Below are 19,631 nucleotides of genomic sequence, written 5' to 3'. Positions count from 1 at the left end.
ATTGCAGATGCAACTCTCTTCACCTTCTTTTGTGGTCTCCAACAGCTTTCATCTCCCACAAAAAATTACAAGTGACTCACCTCACATCTTTCCCCAAGAGGTTATTGCCATCTATGCACTTCCCTTTCAGAAAAAGCGCCCTTATCGCAACTGCTTTGACAGCCTTCTACAGCGGAAAGGGCTTCACGCAATCCGGATCGGCTACGCTGTCTTCTCCCGACCAGCAACTCGTCATACAGTTCAACACGACCAGAGGGAAAGACTCTACCAGCGCTGAGGGGAAACTTGTCTACTCTGTGATATTCCATGGCAAGCAGCTGCTTGATCCATCGGCGCTCGGTCTTGAGTTAGTCGATCAGCCAATACTGGGCAGCAACGTGCAGATCGCCTCAAACACTCCGGGAAAAGGAAGCGACGACTATACGCTTATCGCTGGAAAGTCCGGAAAAGTCCACGATGAGTACAACAAACTCGAGCTGCACCTGGTGGAGAACAGCGCGCCGAAGAGGTCACTGATCATTGAGGCACGCGCCTATAACGATGGCGTTGCCTTGCGTTATGTTCTTCCTGAACAAAGCGCGATCAAAGACCTGCGTTTGAAACAGGAAGACACGGAATTTCGGATCAGCACAGACGCAACGACCTGGGCATTGGAACTTCCGAACTACCGAAGCAGTTATGAGAGTGAGTACGTAAAGCTGCCAATCTCAGCCTTCAGCAACCAGGGAGGAGTCTCAAGCAGCTTCCTGATCGGTATGCCGTTGTTGATGCATTCCCCTGGAACCGCATGGATGGCACTTACGGAGGCCGATCTTGAAGGCAATTCAGGTATGTACGTCACCAATCCTTCAGGAAACTGGGCAGGACACTGGTTCGTGTCCAAGCTCTCCCCGCGATTCGACGATCCAAACTTAGCCCTATCAACAACGCTGCCATACCACTCTGCGTGGCGCGTTTTATTGGTGGCGGATGAGCCCAGCAGGTTGATGGAATCCAATCTCGTCACAGATCTAAACTCCCCCAATCGAGTACAGGATACGAGCTGGATACATGCTGGAAAAGCCTCCTGGAACTGGTGGGCTGGTGACATCGGACCGGATGGAAAATCGGCTTTCACCACGAAGAACATGGAGTACTACGTGGACTTCGCTGCGAAATCGGGATTTCCCTATATGCTGCTTGACGCCGGGTGGGCTGACGGCCGGAACATCACAAAACTCCGCGGCAATGTCGACGTGCCTGAGCTGGTGCGCTACGCCGCTGCCAAGAATGTCAAAGTATGGATCTGGCTATACTCCGGTTCGGTGATGGAACAGATGAAGGAGGCCTTTCCACTCTTTGAGAAATGGGGTGTAGCCGGCGTGAAGATCGACTTCATCAATCGTGATGACCAGGAAGGTATTAAGTTCTACTATGATGTCGCTCGCGAAGCCGCGGATCATCACCTTATGGTGGACTTCCACGGCGCCAGCAAACCATGGGGTATCGAGCGCACGTATCCAAATGTGCTGAGCTATGAAGCAGTTCTTGGTGCAGAAAACAACAAGGTTGGCCGACGGGATAGCCCGGTCGATCGCAGCGTCTTCCCTTTCACGCGCATGCTCGCCGGACCTTTGGATTACACTCCGGGAGGTTTTAACAATGCAACGGAAAGCGGCTTCATTCCAAGGGATCAGAGCCCCATGGTGATGGGTACTCGCGCGCAACAGCTGGCGCTATACGTTGTCTTCCAGACTCCGTTCCAGATGGTTTCTGATAGTCCCCAGGCTTACGACAATCAACCTGCATTCCAGTTCATCCACGACGTTCCGGCCCAGTGGGACTCCATGCACGTTCTCAATGGCGAGCCGGGTGAGTTCGTTACTATCGCGCGCAGCCATGGGAAGGAGTGGTATCTCGGAAGCACAACGAACTGGACGCCACGCGAGCTTCATGTACCTTTGGAATTTCTCGGCACAGGACAATACGTAGCTGAAATCTATGAAGATGGACCAGACGCGGCGATTCACCCTCAGCATGTAACCATCACGCGAAAGGTCGTAACCAGACAACAGCAGCTGACGCTGCGGCTGGCTGCGGGCGGGGGCTGTGCAATCCGGTTCTTCCCGTCACATGGGAAGTAGATAGGCCAGCTGTCCCTTCAGAGTTTGCAATGAATGTCTGGGGGACAGCGACTAAGATTCTTCAGGCTCTGCCAGGCTGTTCAAGCGGTCCGCGAAAAGATGAAGGTTGCTTCGAAAGATAATGTGCGGTGCCAGACGAATCATTGGAGCGGTCTTCTTATCTTCCAGCAGATACGTCACGAGGCTTTCAAAGGCAACCTTCCCTTGCGTAAAGGGACGCTGGTAGAGAGTTGCAAGAATTTTTCCAGTCTCGATCAATGGGACTAACTCCTGGAAAAGATCGGTGGCTACAACCTGGATCTTGCCGAGCAAACCTTCTTCCTCGAGTGCTTTCAGGACCGGAATGCTATTCGCCGTGCTGATGTACAGGCCTTGTGGTTTTGTCTCTCCATGAAGCAAAGCAATCGTCTGTCGATAGGCTTCCTTGGGTCGTTCATGAGACTCGACTGCCGGCAACAAGCTAAGATGTGGCGCAATCATAGCGAGCGTAGCCGCGAAACCGCGGAGCTTCTCCGCATGATCGAGAGTCGTGAGTTCGCCGGTGATGGTGGCCACATGCGTTTTGCGAACGAGCTTAAGCGCCAGAAGCTCTGCAGCGATTGCACCGCTGGTGTAAGCATGAGCCGAAACCAGCCCAATTCTCGCGCTGGCTGGCGCATCACTCGCCACACAAAGCATCGCCGTGCCCTGGCTGGCGAGGCGACGGATGATGGGATCTAATCTTCTGGGATTGCCGGGGGTAAAGATGATCCCGTCGCATTGATCCTTCAGCCTGGCCTCAAGCAGTTCAAGATCACCTTGGCCCAGCCGCGGATACTCGTAGAAGGTTACGTTCACATGCATTCCGACGGTTGCATCCGCCGCGGAGCGTATTCCGGCACGCAGAGGATCGAAGAAGTGAGAGATCTGCTTAGGAAGAACAACCGCTATTTCTATTCTGCGGTTGAGCTTCAAGGCTTGCGCGGCAAGGTTAGGTTTGTAGCCCAATTGTTCGGCCATCTGCAGAACACGGGCTTTGGTCTTTAAACTGACCCCCGACCGTTCGTGCAGAGCTCGATCGACCGTGCCGATCGAAATTCCGAGAGCCTTCGCTATGTCCTTGATACCAGCGGTTTTGGGTGTGCTATTCATCATGGGAACAAAAGTATCCGCTAAATTCTAAGACCCATGTTATTGCGATTCCTCGTCCTCCGCACAAACCTTTTGCAGCAGGTTCACTTCAAGTCACAGTCACTTGGCATCTTTGCGAGATTTGTTCAGGTTCCAGACCTTTGTATAGACCAGGTTTGTGTTCGCAGTGCACGCCGTCATTGGCTATCGCTGGAAAGACCAATTTGAACGGATCCAAGTTGCTTCGCCAACCGCGCAGGAGAACCACTCACGGGTGCAAAGCGCCGGTTCAGTATCGGCTCTCCATGCTTTTCGATGAGATACGTTGTACCGGCCACAGCTTGGAATGTAATGGTCGGCCCAACTGCACCTTTCACCACTTTCGTACCGGTTTTGCCGGCTACAACATCGACTGAATGCTCTGGCCACGGATTGCGAATCTTGAGTGGCTCTGTCGTTCCTGCCTCAATGACCAGGGCGGCTACAGCTCCATTCCGCACCTGTGCATCAACTTTCGTACGCCCTCGCACATAGACGCTGCCATCGAAGTCCCATCCTGCCGGAATAGCGGGTGCAACGCGTATCAGCCCGTCATAGTCCTGCACCAGTGCTTCCTGTAGTGCGTCTGCGACGACTCCGACCTGTTCTACATAGAACTCTCCATACGCGGCGTCCCAATTCGCCAAACCGTTCACAGAGTGCTGAGACCTCTCTGTAATCTTGATCAGAGTCGAGCCCACTTCGTCGCCCAACGAGAGCCGTGCAGCTTGAATCGGATCGAAGCTCCAATCCGCAACCGCCTGGAACGAGCGATGCGCATAGGTACGCTGCGCAAGGGCAAATAGAGGCGATGTGTCTCCGATCAAGTCATACGGCCAGACTGTCTCAAGCCCGATGTTTTCGGCATTATGACCGGTCGCGCCCGGAAGATACGACTCGGCAATCACATCTGTTCCATCAGCATCTGCCGACGAAGGCAACAGAGTCCGCGGGCCAGTCTCCTGGGTGCGGGGAAATGGCGGGATCTTCCGCAGTGCCTCCTGCAACTGCCGAACCAGATCAGCATCCCTGCCTAACAACTTTGCAGCCTGAATCGTAGCGGGATAAAGAGCCATGCTCGCGGCGATGTCGGTAGTCGGATCAGTCACGTCCCATTGTGTCTCGTGCGCATTGGATGGAGTTGTGTGCAACAACCCATCCGGTTCCTTCTTCTGGTAGGCAAGAAGAAAGCGGGCAGAGGAAGTCATGAGCGGATAATTGTCAGCGAGGAATTTTTGGTCATTCGCAGCTAGATACTGCTGCCAAACCCAAAGCGATACCTCCGCTCCTGTGGAGAGCGTCCGCGCGTTGTAGTAGGGTTGCCAGTCGGCATCGCAGTCGTGGCCGATACTGATCGGCTTCCAACTGGATTCATATTCAATACCCCGTCCATTGAAGCGCATTGTTTCAGGCACGCAACTTCCAGGACGTCCTTTCATGTGCTCCTTCGTCCAACTCTCGATGCTAGCCAGGTTCTCCCTGTAGAGATTGAAATACGGCGCATTGAGTTCCGTGAGGCCAGCTCCTATGTTGGCCGCGACCTGCATGCGAAGATTCCAATGCCAAAACGCAGACGAATCCCAGCGATGCGCGTCACGCGCGGAAGAAACCATGTCGGCGACGCCAGCCTGCGAACCGGGAAATTCGACACCTTTCTCGATAGCCGCAACAAAGAGATAGATATTCCGGAGATTCTCCATATACTCACCGGCACCATCCTTCGAGCTAACCTTGATTACCGCCGCGCGCTTCCAGAAATCCTCCCACCATGTTCGATGTGTAACTTCAGAGGCTGAAGAAAGCTCCGAGCGAACGATGTCCCCTGCATCTTCTTTGCCGTCATAGTGCGGCGACGCGACGATAACCCGAAAACTGCCATCCTTAAAGGGCCTGAACGAAACACTGATAGTCAGAGGATCCGTAACCGTAGCGGAGACATCGCGGCCTTGCGCGGTGATGCCCGATAGCGATCCGAAGGCGCGTCCTGATGACTCCGGATTCTTGTTATCCACCCACGCCTCTGGCAGTAAGCCGACCTGTCCCTTAGCGGATGCTTTTGGAGTGCGCGGCGACCATAGCCTGAGTTGCGCGGTTTGCAGCTCGTCGGGTTTCGCGCCAGTTACGGCGATCACCAGGCTATCGCTATGCGGCTGCACATAGGCTGTAACGGTCATGCCTCCGCCCTGCTCCTGAAACTCCCCGTGATACAGATCGAGGCGTCCCGTGTAGTCCTTAGCGTGTGTCAGTCTGGCGATCCCAGGCAGTACGACCTGGCCTGGAGAGAGACGATCCGGAAGTGTGTCGGCCCGGTTGAGTTGCGCTGTGAGTCCATCCGCTGACCATATGGCAACGCCAAGACGGCCATTTCCAAGCGGCATCGCCTGACCAGGCTCCACATTCGGTTTGCCTAAAACGATGTCCGATCGGCCGATTACATGCTCAACCTCGACCTGAAATCTGCCATCATGCCATGCGGTTGTGATATCCGATGCAGCGGATTGGGCCAGAGCACACGTTGTATACCCAGCACACAGTAAAAGGAGAACAAGTGTGCGCGTAGTTCGCCCATTATGCAGGTAGCGAAAAATAAAACTCTTCTCACACATGAGACTCTCCCGAATGAGGAATGTGTATTCGAACACGTCCGATGACAAATAAGCTACGCAACGATATTTACAGCATTCTTGATTCCAATCTGGAGATAACTACTGATGTCGCGAATCCTTGCTACTGCACAGCAGCTGTCATAGACGGTGGCGCCTCCAATGGAGAGCTACCCCAACTGGTGTTTGGGCTGTCTGCCATTTCCAGAACTAGTGTTCCTCCACCAGCGATATCTGATTGCTGAAACCACGGCTTGTTAAGGGGCTTACCGTTCAGTTGAGCTGACTGAATATATTTGTTGCGCGCCGAGACATGATTCGCTATGACGGTGAACTCCTTCCCACCACTCAGCTTTATAATGCTTCTCGCGAAGATCGGACTTCCAATCTCATACACTGCGCTGCCAGGGCATACCGGATAGAAGCCAATTGCGCTGAAAACATACCAGGACGAAGTAGCACCACCATCGTCATCTCCGGGAATCCCCAGTGGGCCATCCCCATACCAGACATCCATCAGTTGCCGCACTCGCCGCTGTGTCTTCCATGGCTGCCCGGAGAAATCATAAAGATAAGGAATATGAAAGCTAGGTTCATTGCCTTGGGCATAAAGACCAACTAGACCCGTGGCATCGGGAAACTGATCGAGAAAATGGAACTTTGAGGTCCCGTACTGTTCTATAAACAACTGATCGAGCTTCGTGTTGAAGGCATCGCGGCCTCCAAGCAGATGAATTAATCCCGCGACATCCTGCTGAACGCTGAAGGTATAGAGCCACGAGTTCACCTCAGTAAAGTAATCTCGTCCTCCCTGTCCTCCACCTAGCTTCGGATCGAAATCAGCCACCCACTTCCCGTCGCTGCTTCTTGGAGCCATAAATCCAATTGCCGGGTTGAAAACATTTTCGTAGTTATGCGCCAATTTGCTGAAATAGGCCTCGTCCGACTGTTTGCCCAGCGCCTTGGCAAACTGCGCGACACACCAGTCGTCATAGCTATTTTCCAGGGTTACAGAAACCGACTGACGCCGCTCGCCAGTCACCTCCGGAACCGTTTCCTTTTCCCCGATAGCCAGTGCAGGGAAAAATCCTTTGTCGAAATACACACGGTCCAAACTCGTGAGCGGTCCTCGGCTCCACGGAAGCATAGTCGCTTCCGTAGCATTTTTTCGCATAGCCGCATAGGCTTCTTCGACATCGAAATCGCGGTAACCCTTAACGTAGGCATCCAGGATAAAGGCCGCCGCATGGTGACCGATCATAACCGCCTGATCCCCGGCCACAGAAGGAAACGAAGGCAACCAGCCGCTCTGCTCATACATACGAAGATAGGAGCGAACCATATCCTCTTGTTGTCTGGCATCGAGCAAAAGCTGCAGAGGATGGAGCGATCGGTAAGTATCCCAAAGCCCATCGTCTATGTAGAAATCATGCCCACCTGCGTCGTGAACGGTGTGATCGTAGCCACTGAAATATCGGCCATCCTCTGTAATATCGGTCATTCGACCAAGAGAGCGATAGAGAGCCGTATAGAAAATCGTGCGTTGCCTCTCCGTTCCGCCAACAGTTTGGATTCCTCCAAGCGCCTGGCTCCAGAGAGCGCGTGTATCTGCTTTTACGCGCTCAAATGTCCAGCCGGGTATCTCCCGCTCGAGATTTTTGCGAGCCTGTTCTGCACTGATATAGGACAATCCCACTCGAACCTCGACCCGCTCTCCTGCAGCAGAAGGAGAATCCGTAACAAACCCAATGTGATTGCCGGTCTGCTTCGAGGTGTCACTTAGTTTGCCATTCTGCCATGTCTGGTAAAGATTGAAGGGACGAGAGAACTCTACATAGAAATACTCCCTCGTCTCGCCGCCCTCGTTTGTAATCTGTCCAACTGGGCCGGCGATGCGTTGACTCCCTTCCAGCGCATGGTTGCCAACTACTTTAAGTTCCGCATTGTCTCCCATGCTGAGAGCCAGATGAGCATGAGCACTGGCAGGAAAGGTAAACCCGTAGTACGCCGCCTGATGGCTTGCTGTAAGTTCCGCCTGAATCCGCCACGTCTGCAGATCTGCTTCGTAATAATAGGGCGTAGCGGTTTCGAAATCGTGGTCGAAGTCAGACGCATACGCCGATGGCTTTGTGCTGATTTCGCCGACAGAGGCCATCAGAGTCGCAGGCCCCACAGGAAAGCCGTAGATCTTATCCGCAAGATAGCGGTCGCCGATACCAGGTGTAGTAATAGGAGCGAGCCGCGCCATCCCATGGGGACACTGCACATAGGGAATCGTCGCGGTGAGCAATTGCCCGATCGTCCCAATATTCGGCGAACCATAGTCCACAGGTTCTTTTTGATGTTGCCCAAAGCCGGACAAACTACTGCCGCCCAAAATGGCCGATACGACTAACAACGTAACTGCACTCTTCATCGCCATCTGTCCTTTGTCGCTGCGTCCACTCAGCCGGAGCCTTATTCATTTTTGAATAAATTACGGCTTTAGAAGGAACCCCTTTGATAAGGCTGCCTTCGAAGATCCGCCTACCCAGGCTGTATAGTTGCCCGATTCCACGGCCCATGTCTCTTTCGCATTCCAGACAGCAATCTGCTCCTGGGGAACACGGAAGGTAACAGTTTTCGTCTCCTGCGGCTTGAGGTGTATCCGGGAGAATCCTTTTAACGAGCGATCGGGAGTCTCAACGCTACTCACATCTTCCCGCAAATAGAGCTGGGCAACTTCGTCCCCTTCCTTGTCCCCGGTATTTGTAACATCGACCGTGACCTGAATATCACCCTTGCTTCCGGACGCTGGAACCTGCACCGCGAGATGATCGTACCGGAAACTGGTATAGCTCAATCCAAATCCGAAAGGAAACAGCGGCTCGCCGTCGTCGTCTACATACTTATGGACGCGTGACGGATCAGCGTTGTAGAAGTCCGGTAGTTGTCCTGTGTTGCGCGGGAAGGTGATCGTCAGACGGCCAGCCGGATTATTCTCACCAAAAAGCGTCTCGGCAATGGCCTGACCTCCAAACTCCCCTGGATACCAGGCTTCGAGGATCGCGGGTACATGTTCCTTCGCCCAACCAATCGTGAGAGGCCGCCCATTTTCGAGCACCAGTACCTCGGGCTTACCAGTAGCAGTAATAGCTTCGAGCAGTTGTTCCTGATTGCCCGGCAGATCAAGGTTCGAGCGGTCGAAGCCTTCTCCTGAAATTCCCTGCCATTCTCCCAGTCCGAGAATGACAACATCCGCCTCTTTCGCCAGCGCTACAGCTCGGGGAATATTCTCGCCGGCGTCGAATGTGACAGTGGCCTGTGGAAGCAGCTTACGAATGCCGTCCAGAAGGCTAATGTGCATACCATTCGCTTCTTTTTCGTAATCGCCATACCTCGCTACATTTCCATTGGGGCCGATCACCGCAATGTGCTGGACGGAGCGGGAAAGAGGAAGCACGTTTCCCTCATTTCGCAACAGCGTCATGGACTCACGTGCAGACTTCAGAGACAAAGCCAAATGCTCCGGAGACCTATCTACTTTGGCATTCAAGCCAGTGTCCACCAGAGGATGATCGAACAGACCCAGAGCAAATTTGACCCGAAGAACAGAAGTAACTGCCCGGTTGAGATCTTCCTGGGACAGCGTTCCTTCATGCACGCAATCTATCAACGCCTTTTGAAAAACCGCGTGCTCAAAATCATAAAACTGCATATCGACGCCTGACTGGATAGCCATGCATGACGCGTCCTTGGGCGTTGCGGCAACATGATGCGCGTCATAGAGTCGCCGAATCGCACCCAGATCTGAGAGCACAAACCCTTGAAAACCCCACTCGTCACGCAGAACCTTCTTCAACAGAAAGGGGTCCGCCGTAACCGGGATGCCATCGATCTCGTGATAGGCGGCCATTGTCGCCATCGCATGCCCTTCGCGAAACGCTGGCTCGAACCCACGCAGCATATCGCTGCGCAACTCGCGTTCTCCCATATGCACGGGCGACGTATTCGTCCCCCCTTCTGGAGAACCATGTCCGGCGAAGTGTTTCGGCTCGGCGACCAGGGTGTGATCCGTATTCAGACTCTCTCCCTGGGCACCGCGCACGTAGGCCAGGCCAAATTGACCGGTAAGATATGGATCTTCTCCGAAGTCCTCCTCAACCCGTCCCCATCGCGGCTCACGGGCAAGGTCCAGCACAGGAGCCAGAATCATGCCAACGCCTGTAGAGCGCGCCTCAGCTGCAATGGCCGCGCCTGTCCATTGTGCAATATCCGGGTTCCAGGTGGCAGCCAGATTGATCGGAGCAGGAAACACTGTTCCCGTGTCGAAGCCATGCAGGCCCTCTTCCACAAACAGGGCGGGAATGCCAAGACGATTGTGTGCAATGACCCAGCTCTGGATGGCGTTGGATTGCGTCGAGGTCGGATAGACGTCATGAATACCACCAACTCCAAGCGCTCCCCACATCTCTTGTGCTTTGCCTGGGAGGAAGGCTGCATCAAGAGCGACATGGTCCTTACCGGTATGCTTGTCCTCCAAGGTTCCGACGCTCGCATACAGATCGAGCTGCCGGACTTTCTCCTCCAGAGTCATGCGGCCCAGCAGATCGTTGATGCGGCGCTCGATCGGCGCACTTGATTGCTTGTACAACGCGTCTGCGGGTACCTTCTGGTCCGCCTGTTGCGCCTGAGACGAAGTGGACTGGATAGCGAGAGTTAGACAGGCAGCCAACAGCACGGCGCCCCCGGAGACAAATTGGATCAGGAATGGCGCCCTCACTTTTCTTCTTAGATCCCCATCAATCTCTGGCGATGTACATTCATCGCTCGCTAGCCCTGAGTTGATATTCCGCATGTCGACCGAACTTTTACCCACACTCGTATTGTTATGTCTGCTCACTTTGCGTTTTTACTCCCAATGCTTTTGCCAGCGCTAACCACCCTAATAGGGCGTACGGAGGATAGCAACGTTAGCTCCGCTTCTAACTGAATTTTATTTCTATGAAAATAAATGCCTTTACTAGGCTACGAAGTGCTAACAGTAGATACGTTAAAGCGAGTCCCATCATAAGGGTATCTGCGAACCATCCGCAATTCTTTTCTGTCTTGGAACAACTTGCGTCGAAGTGAAAGGATCACCTCGCAGCAACAAGCAAGGCTCATCTATTAATAGCGGCCTGAAGGAAAGTTGATAAACGTCGTTCGATCCAGCCCAAAGATCGCCACGTAGCTACTGTTACGGCTGCTTATCACCCATAAAATTCATTTATTATCAGATACTTGCCAACGCTCCAAGCTCCAGACATAACCTTGTTTTGGAGCTAACCATCGCCTACAGTGGTCTTCAGGATTTGCATCGGACACTGGATGAGATGTCCGTGCATGAAGCCTATCTTCTATGCGGATCAATCCCGTGCCGAGGTAGCTCGGGTGATCCTGCCACAACGCCTCAGCGTATCGAAGTTGTTTTCGGCGCAAAAGGTGTGAACTTTTCCTCGTGGAGGCTTCGTGGAAAGACGGCGTTTTCTGACATCCTCTCTTGAGGCGTCTGCCTTCGCTCTGGCAAAGAGAGCATTCGGTAGCTTTCCATCGGCATCTCCCCAACGTAGCTACGAGTTCCACCGGGTAATCTCGCGTGAGGTGCTCGGTCACTATTTGTCCCGAGCGATCTCGATGGAAGGTCTGCTCAACGGCAGAGGCAATCTCGATGACAACATTCGCATGCTCTCCTCTGTCGGCGCAAAGTACATCGGGCGTAGCCTCTGTCTGTGGGGTGGCGAAGCCAGGCTGCTGCAAAATTTCGAACGAGCGAAGAAGCAGCTTCCGCAGGTCCACGCCGCCGATCCAGAGATGATTCTCGAAGCCTGCATCTTTGAGATTGTTACTCCTGAAGTGGAACAGGTTCCCGTGCCGGACTGGGCCTTTATCGCGCTGGGCCTCCCGGTGGAGAAACGAAGTTTCCGCTATGAAGCGATGCTGTATCCCCCGGCACAACGCAAGCGCTCCTGGGGAAATGGCGGCATTCCCGATGTGAGCCAGACGGAAACCCAACTCTGGTTCTATTTTCTGGCTGCGTCCTATATCGACCTGGGTTGCGAGGGCCTTCACTTCGGCCAAATGGAAATCATGGATCTCAACGATCCCGATCTTACCCACTATGCTCGCGTCTTTGCCTTGGTACGCGCTTATGCCGAAAAACATGCGCGCCGCGGCATGGTGCTCTGCAATGCTCATGTTCCGAGCGGAGGCCTGGTGCGCAATGGTCAGTTGCTGCTCGACTTCCATGCCTTCCCGCTAAGAATCAAGGAGGTTCCCGACCGACCGCAGGAGGCAATTCTGGAAGTCGGTTTCTCCGACGGTATCTATGGCCGCAGCAAGGGTGGGGGGACATACAGCGGCTGGCAGTGTGAGCACCTTCCGTATCTCGTGGAACTCGATAACTGGGGAGCCAGTAAGCAACCAGGACAGGCTCGCGCGGGAGAGAACTGGGTTTGGGGGTATGACGAAATTAGCTGGTTTGCTCACCAGAGCAAACAGTACCGTAGCCAGTGGCTCCGCTATGCGTGGGATTGGGTCAGAAAAACGGATCCCAGCGGCTATCTCGAAATGCCAGGCAGCCGGACAGAGACCTCACCGCTCGATGGTCACCGCTGGTACTACGCCAATGCGCCAAGTCCCAAGGTGCCAGAGGGACTCGGCGATGAAGAAGCGATTCGCACGATCTGGGGAAGCGATCGATAGTAATCCTGAAGCTGACTCAGGGTTGCGCTCGATCAATTGAAGTGCGCTTGGTAAACGGAAGCGAGTTCGCTGGTACCTATACGGCTTACATGCATTCCGGCCTCTCAACGTTATCAAGAGGCCGGCTTCAAATGGCTCGCCGCTTGGAATCCTCCCGATCTTTTACCTTTGAATAGAGGACGAAGGCGACTAGAGCGACAGTCATCAATAGAAAGATGTAGGCAATATTCCGATCTTTGCGACTCTTTACAGCGAAATCTTCAAGGGAGATCATCGTCAGTTTTTGAGAGTCGTAGTAAACCACCACGGTATGTCCGAGCAGACGATAGGAATCGGATGCGCTATCGCCTGTGTATGGCTCTCCGTCAACTGGGAAAACATAACTGCAGTGATATCCACTACGCCCGGATCGCTCACAGTCGCTGATCGTCCCGAAGCTTGTTCGCTGCCTGCACGCCGCATCGTTCTCTGTCGCTGCCTGTGAGGCGAAAATCAAGAAGCCAACCAGACACGGAAGGGCCTTCCACAGGGAATGCCAGGACTTCCAATCATTCTTAGAGCGAGGCGCGAAGAGGTCCACACCTTATTATCCCGCGCGGAATTCGGAATGTCAGCAGTTTCTGTAAGATCAACGCTCCCCGCAAATTCGAAGTCGTCACGTGGTGAGCGATCAACGCTGAACGGCTAGGTTCATCCCGGAAAACGGCATTTCAGCAACCGGGAGAGACGACATCATGGATGCAGCTTCTGCTCTAAATCCGGCACAAACAGCGGCTGCGCGTCAGCTTCCAATTTATGCGCTGCCGCCAGCGCCAATTCATAGGCAGCTCGTGCACTTTTTTTGTCGCCTAATGCCGTCTGGGCATCTCCCAAGGCCGTTTGCGCCAGTAAATTCTCCGGCTGCAAAGCGACCGCCTTCTTTGCCGCAACCAAAGCCTCTGCGGGCTTATTCTCCGTCAGCAGGATCTTCGACTTTTGGACTGCTCCCAACGCTGCCGCTTCAGGCACATGGAAATCGCCATGGTACACAAACACACTGTGATCGATCTGCTCCGCCATCGGCATCCACCGAAATCGCTCGAAGACATTCAACTGGTCGCTGGGCCAGTCACAGGCTTCGAGATCGTCGGCGCTTAACAGGAGGTTGCCATGGATGGTCTCTGGCACGTCGACCGGCAGGATCTCTCCTCCGGTATGGGCCGTGGGCAGCGGGTGGCAGGGAATGCCGTAGGCTTGCGGACGAAGATCCGGATAAGCGGAATAGGCGAACCAGCACTCCTCGCCAGGATGGGCGTCAACCCATTGCTTGACGTGTGGCAGTTGCTGCGCCCAATCCACACTGGAGTCGCTCAGGTATTTGTGAGTGTTTGCCGTTCCGCCCCAGGCTTCGTTGGCGTACGCCATCTCTGCCGGAAACACCGCCAGGGCAGAAACGACATGACACGCCACCAATCCTCCACCGATCCAAATCCAGCGTCGGCCATGCTGCGCGAGCGCTGTCAGACCCGCTGCTGCCAGCAACGCGGCCAGTGGATACAAGAACAGAACATGACGAGTGCCGATGTTCATACCGCTGAGGATCGCCACAGCCAGATAGATAGCGCCAGGCACAACCAGGTACGCCAATTCTCTTTTCTGCCTGAGCCGCCTGCTGGTCAGCGCAATACCGGCCAAAACCACCAGACCGATCAAGCCCAGAGTGGTCTTGATGGATAGCGCGACTGGAAAGTACCACCAAACACCGTGAGCATAGTCGTGCCCTAGCAGAAAGATGGGGTACTGCTGCGCTGCATAGTGGATGTCAGTCATCCCCATCAAGTAGGATTCTGGCAGCAACCGCCAGTTGGCGAGATGTCCTATCACCCAACTGTTCATCCCAGTGAGGGGTGCAGCGTATTCGCTCAGCGTCGGGTTCATAACCAGCCCTGCCGATCTGGCCACATAGCGAAAACCGTAGAAAGCCCAGAGCACCACAACCGCGAGGATCACGATGGCTGCAAACCCGCCAAACAGTGTCCCAGCCATCCGCTTGCGCCGTCCCCGCTCGGCACAGGCGATCTCTACCAGGGTCAATCCCAGTAGCATCGGAGCCAGCAAAATCCCGCTGTGCTTGGCCGACAGCGTGAGTCCAGCAGCCAAGCCGGTCAGCAATAGACGAAGCACAGATGGCTGCCTTGCGTAACGGTAGAAGCAATAGATTGTGGCCAGAAAGAAGCAAGCGACTCCCATATCGGTCGTGACCAGATCACTGTTGGCCAACACATTGGGCTCGAAGACCACCAATAGCAAAGCCAGCAAACCAGCGGACTCGCCAAAGAACTTGCTCCCCATCAGAAATACCATCACCGAGAAACCCACGGCAAAGACACCTGCGGCCAGGCGCATGCGGAAGAGCAGGCGATGCCTTGGGCCATCATTACGTTCCAGAAAATCACGGCCATCCCGGTACGCCTCTGTCTTGAACATTCGCTGTTGCAGTGGAGGCACCCAAAGCTTCTCCTGCAGCAGAGGCAGTGTCGCCACCAGCTTCACCAGCGGCGGATGTTCGGGATTCAGACCGTAGTCGCCACTATGCCACATCATGTAGCCGGCGAAAATATGGTCGCCCTCATCGAAGGTGAGCGACTCGCCATGAACGATGATCGCAACCAGGATCATCTGCAAGAGGATCAATCCGCCTGCAAAGGACCAGACGGGCATTTTCAATCTATTCACCGACCCTCCACCTCCAAAGATTTACGGGTGCAATGCAGTAACTGATGAAAACGCTATGCGCAATGATTCGCGCCTCCATTATAGGGAGTTCCACGAAGGACCTTTTTCCGGACGGATTCCTCCGCACTTCGCCGTGTAACGTGCCAGCGTCGACATGCCCTTGGCTTGGTTGTCGCGCACGATTGAGAAACAAAAAACGCGCTTCACTTTACCGATACTCACTCTGGACGAATGATAAATCTCTGATGCACTCATCGAGCACTTGGGACCCTATGGATTCAAGCTGAGCCATAACCATAGTGCGCGAGTTTGTCCTACCTTCAGTCCTCGAGACACCGTCAGATTAAGAAATCTTACTCTTGTTCTCGATGGCTATTGAATCGGAGCAGGATATTCCACCTTGACCGTCACAATCTCATAGGGATGTGTAGGAACGGAGACACTGTCTCCATTTTGAATAGCGAGCGGGGAGCCTTCGGGCTGTTCCAGCAAATTCGCCAATCTAGCCGTCGTTGCTCCTTTCGGAATCTGAATCCGAACGTCGCCGTCCTTCCCTGCCCATTCATAAAAGCGAAAGATCAGTGCATTGTTGTCTTCCGCCTTCTTCACTGCCGTTAAAACGACGTTTTGAGCGGCTACTTCTACGAAGGAATGCCGCAGAGGCAACGTCCCTGTATGCGCACCAACCTGTATGCTCTGCAACTTGTAGTTGTACTCATAACCCCGCCTCACAGTCAGCGCCTGTTTCCAATCCCCGGCATGCGGATAGAGAGCGAAGCCAAAGTGATGATGCCCGCGGTCGGCGTCCGGATCGGGATCAGTGGGAGAACGCAACAGCGAGATTCGCAACGTGTGACCTGCAGCGTCATACCCGTATTTGGACTCATTGATCAGGCTGAGCCCGTGCTGTCCGTCACCGAGATCCGCCCAGCGTATCGCTGGTACCTCGAACTTCGCATCTTCCCAACTGTTATTGCGAGTCGTAGGCCGCTGGATGGTTCCGTAGGGAATCTCATAGGTCGCAAACGGACTCGAAGCCGCAAGATCGAAAGCCGCTTTCAGCAGAACGTGAGTTTCGTGCCAGTCGATGTCGTTGACTACGTTCACTTCATCCGTGCCGCTGTAGAGCACAATGTCCTGCACAAACTTTGAGCTCTGCCAGGAATGCGTCACCCGAATGACAGCGCGCAGAGGTCCACTTTCAACGAGCTGAACGGAATCGGCCTTATCCAACTTGGTAGAGGATTTTTCGAAATCCGCATCGATATTCCAAGCGTCGAACATCTTAGGCTTGTCCGTAAAAGCAATTAACTCATTGCCGCAGCTGTTCTGGGTCAGAGTTTCAAATTGAGCCTTCTTGTCATAGAGGCTGGTGATGCATCCCGTCTTGGAATCGACAGTCACCTTTAATGCAGAGTTCTCAATCGTCGTCTCGCTTGCTTTCAAGTCGCTAGCAAAGCTCCGCTGGTTCGGCACAACCCGGACGACCTCATACCCGAGCGACGGAATACCCTTGGCTGCGATGAGCAGATGAAATGTGTTCGTTGCCTTATCGCTCGATAGGATCTCTGAGGGCAGAACATGCCCTGTCGAATCAAGAACAGAAAGACCCGCGGCCGCGGTCGGCATCTGGACATCAGCCTCGATCATGCCGGAGCGCTCCCATCCCAGCGGGTTCACGATCAGCAGTTGTACCGAGCCGGGAACAGACCCGGTCTGTGTATCGATACGCGTCTTGAGCGTATCCAGGGACTTGGAAGCTATCTCCTGTGTAGCCCACCGCACGTCATCGTAGTCCTTCTGCGCATCCTTATAGATAACGCCGATCCCCGACCCGGCGGCCAGATCGTGAAACTGATTGAAGACTACCTTCTTCCAGGCATCCGTCAGTTCCGTCGCGGGATACGGCTGACCGTCGAGCCACGCCAGCGACGCATACTTCTCCGCATTCAGGACCAGTTCTTCGCTCTCCCGCATATTGCGCTTGTGATTGCTCTGCGTGGTAAAGACTCCCCGATGAAACTCCAGATAGAGCTCATCTTTCCAGGTTGGAATGCTGGTCTTCCCTTCCGCAGGTGTGGGAAGGTTTGTCTCACCCTTGGCCACCGTTTCATAGTTCCACACCGGAGAGTTGTCGGAAATACTGCCCTGCACCTCGTTGAAATAGGACTGCGCTGTGCCAAACTTCGTCTTCGCGACAACTCTGTCGGGCGCCATCCATTGCAATCCCTCATCCAGAAGCGCACGGGTCGGGCCGCCGCCGTGATCCCCCACCCCGTAAAGATCCATAGTCTCGCTAATGCCCGGATCGACTTTTCTGGCATGGGCAAAATCATTCGCGAGGCGGACCGGACTGAAGTTGGTGTTGCCGTAGCCCTCCGGGAAGTAGGTCAGCACCTTGCTCCCATCCGGAGACTCCCACCAGAACAGTTTGAGGGGAAGCTGGTTGGTTTCATTCCATGACATCTTCTGCGTAACAAAGTAATCGATGCCCGACTTCTTATAGATCTGCGGCAGTTGCCAGTTATAGCCGAAAGAATCCGGATTCCATCCAATCCTGACATCGACGCCATACAGATCTTTGAACGTGCGTTTCCCGATCAGCAATTCGCGAGCCTGGGACTCTCCGTCCGGCATGTTGAGATCCGGCTCGACCCACATGCCACCTACCACTTCCCAGCGGCCTTCATCGATCCTCTGCTTGATCTTCTGGTTCAGGTCCGGATACTTATCCGCCATCCACACGTTGTACTGCGCAGCCGATTGCGTGTAGGTGTACGTCGGATATTCATCCATCAACTGAATAGCACTGCCGAACGTGCGCTTCACGACATCCACTGTCTCCGTCCACGGCCAGAGCCACGCAGCGTCGATGTGGGAGTTCCCTGTAAGCTGTGTCGTCGCCGTCCCGAGAATCTTCCGGATCGGTTCCAGGTCCGATGTTGCCTTGTTCAGTGAAGCATCGAAGGCCTCCTGGTTTCCTGCGTCCAGAGCCTTCAGATCGACCGCTGCGATCGACTGCTCCAGAGCATCCTTCGCCGAGGCATTGCCTGCGGCCAGTGACGGAACCAAAATCGCCGCCGATAAAAACTCTGTATACAAAACCTTTGGATTCGGACGATTCGAAGCGAAGTCGACGTGCAATTCCATGCTGCGGAGTTTTTTAGGGGCTGCCGTTTTTTCAAACCGGACCGCGAGCAGCAGTTTATCCCCTGGTTTGGCGGAGTCGAAGAGCACGATCGGCTCCATATCCTCTCCCCGGGCTACCCGCTGGCCGTTCGTGTAAATCGTCACACCGCCACGTGAGCGAGCCTGAAGCCAGATCTTCGCACCCGCCGGACTGTAGCCATCAAATGTCTTCGGGACTTCGATCCATCGCCGCAGCCAGATAGCATCAGCTGAAGCAGTGAAAGGCATCTTGATGGTCTTCCAGGAAGAATCGTCCAGGTTGACGCTCGCGCCGTTCGGAAGATCCCCCTCGTAGTAGCGAAGATCGTCGATAGGCAGGGATCCTATCTTGGACAATCGCGTCATCACCGCCTGCGCTCCCGGGGAAAGACTCTTCAACGCTGCGTCCGTTTGTGCATCTGCCGAGTAGGTGACGCCGATTCTCTGGGCGAGAGTGGCCTCACCGGTACAAAGCGTAATGACTGCCAGGGCTACGAGAAAGGGGGAGCAGAGCTTTCTGAATTGTCTTTGCCGGAACTGCAGATTCATGACTACCTCTGAACACTGGAATATCTTTCTTCCTGTTGCAGAATGAATGTGCAATTCTGCGAAACACAAACCGCTATCCACGCTACGCCTCTCCACGTGGGCAATGTCAACGTTACGTCCCTCGTAACGGCATAACGCAACCACACATAAATCAATGAGATATCAAAAGGGAGCACTTCTAACGGTAGAGACCGTCCGTGACAGACGTCCTCAACCGGTATGAGAGCGATGATCCCCCAAAAACAGGTATTGGCATCGTTACCAAAGGCTTCGTAACTATGACGAGTCAGCATGTACGAAAGTTTGAAACAATTTCAAAAACTAGAATGGATTTACCTCACGATGTCAGCAGAACGACGACGCTCTGCTTGACGCGCTTCTATCGAGCAAGTACCTTCTCGGTATGCACTCCAGCGCCTCAACCTGTTGTCGCCCCTGCAGCTCTTTGTCCAGCCGTTCCTGCTGACGAAACTTCAGGCTTCCGAGTGCCTTTCGCTCCGTACAATCCCAGCCTTTTATCTCTCGCAAAACGGTTTGCCATTAAAGCACCGTGAATGGGTACGACCATGTGGTCATAGCCTGTTCATTCCTTTCACACCGC

At 54.1% G+C, this 19,631-nt stretch carries 8 protein-coding genes; 2 read left to right on the top strand and 6 right to left on the bottom strand.

The annotated features are described in order from the left end of the window. Positions 1-113 precede the first annotated feature (113 nt). Positions 114-2,123: a glycoside hydrolase family 97 protein gene (locus tag GSQ91_RS13380; protein WP_158822139.1), complete on the top strand. Its 2,010-nt coding sequence runs from the start codon at positions 114-116 to the stop codon at positions 2,121-2,123. Positions 2,124-2,174: 51 nt separating this feature from the next. On the opposite strand, the gene GSQ91_RS13375 is transcribed toward GSQ91_RS13380, so the two are convergent. The 4 genes from GSQ91_RS13375 to GSQ91_RS13360 all read right to left on the bottom strand — a co-directional run bounded on the left by GSQ91_RS13375 (position 2,175) and on the right by GSQ91_RS13360 (position 10,637). Beyond that, positions 2,175-3,257, bottom strand: coding sequence for a LacI family DNA-binding transcriptional regulator (locus tag GSQ91_RS13375; protein ID WP_254064563.1), 1,083 nt, complete (start codon positions 3,255-3,257; stop codon positions 2,175-2,177). Positions 3,258-3,430: 173 nt separating this feature from the next. Continuing rightward, positions 3,431-5,650, bottom strand: a complete 2,220-nt coding sequence (locus tag GSQ91_RS13370) for a glycoside hydrolase (RefSeq protein ID WP_216845224.1) — start codon at positions 5,648-5,650, stop codon at positions 3,431-3,433. A 349-nt stretch (positions 5,651-5,999) separates the two neighbouring features. Next, positions 6,000-8,291 carry a GH92 family glycosyl hydrolase gene (locus GSQ91_RS13365; protein ID WP_158822135.1) on the bottom strand — a complete coding sequence of 764 codons (2,292 nt, stop codon included), beginning with the start codon at positions 8,289-8,291 and terminating at the stop codon, positions 6,000-6,002. A 60-nt stretch (positions 8,292-8,351) separates the two neighbouring features. Next, on the bottom strand, positions 8,352-10,637 hold the full coding sequence (locus GSQ91_RS13360; protein ID WP_254064561.1) for a glycoside hydrolase family 3 N-terminal domain-containing protein: 2,286 nt from the start codon (positions 10,635-10,637) through the stop codon (positions 8,352-8,354). 728 nt (positions 10,638-11,365) lie between these two features. On the opposite strand from GSQ91_RS13360, the gene GSQ91_RS13355 reads away from it, so the two are divergent. Further along, positions 11,366-12,598 carry a hypothetical protein gene (locus GSQ91_RS13355; protein ID WP_158822133.1) on the top strand — a complete coding sequence of 411 codons (1,233 nt, stop codon included), beginning with the start codon at positions 11,366-11,368 and terminating at the stop codon, positions 12,596-12,598. A gap of 732 nt (positions 12,599-13,330) precedes the next feature. Here the strand turns inward: GSQ91_RS13355 and GSQ91_RS13350 are convergent. Together GSQ91_RS13350 and GSQ91_RS13345 are read right to left on the bottom strand one after the other, a co-directional pair. Next, positions 13,331-15,313 (bottom strand): phospholipid carrier-dependent glycosyltransferase, encoded by a 1,983-nt coding sequence (locus tag GSQ91_RS13350; RefSeq protein WP_158822131.1) that lies wholly within the window; start codon positions 15,311-15,313, stop codon positions 13,331-13,333. A gap of 372 nt (positions 15,314-15,685) precedes the next feature. Beyond that, a complete protein-coding gene (locus GSQ91_RS13345) occupies positions 15,686-19,030 on the bottom strand; it encodes a glycoside hydrolase family 38 C-terminal domain-containing protein (RefSeq protein ID WP_158822129.1) in 3,345 nt (1,114 codons plus the stop codon). Positions 19,031-19,631 lie beyond the last annotated feature (601 nt).

Origin of the sequence: Granulicella sp. S156, assembly GCF_009766105.1 — a bacterium.
Lineage (GTDB): Bacteria > Acidobacteriota > Terriglobia > Terriglobales > Acidobacteriaceae > Granulicella.
The sequence above is the reverse complement of the archived record's forward strand: the minus strand, read 5'-3'. Positions and strand labels throughout refer to the sequence as shown.

Excerpts from the sequence above, each read along its gene's own strand:
- GSQ91_RS13380 (WP_158822139.1), top strand. The coding sequence starts at position 114 with ATGCACTTCCCTTTCAGAAAAAGCGCCCTTATCGCAACTGCTTTGACA.
- GSQ91_RS13375 (WP_254064563.1), bottom strand. The coding sequence starts at position 3,257 with ATGATGAATAGCACACCCAAAACCGCTGGTATCAAGGACATAGCGAAG.
- GSQ91_RS13370 (WP_216845224.1), bottom strand. The coding sequence starts at position 5,650 with ATGCCGCTTGGAAATGGCCGTCTTGGCGTTGCCATATGGTCAGCGGAT.
- GSQ91_RS13365 (WP_158822135.1), bottom strand. The coding sequence starts at position 8,291 with ATGAAGAGTGCAGTTACGTTGTTAGTCGTATCGGCCATTTTGGGCGGC.
- GSQ91_RS13345 (WP_158822129.1), bottom strand. The coding sequence starts at position 19,030 with ATGAATCTGCAGTTCCGGCAAAGACAATTCAGAAAGCTCTGCTCCCCC.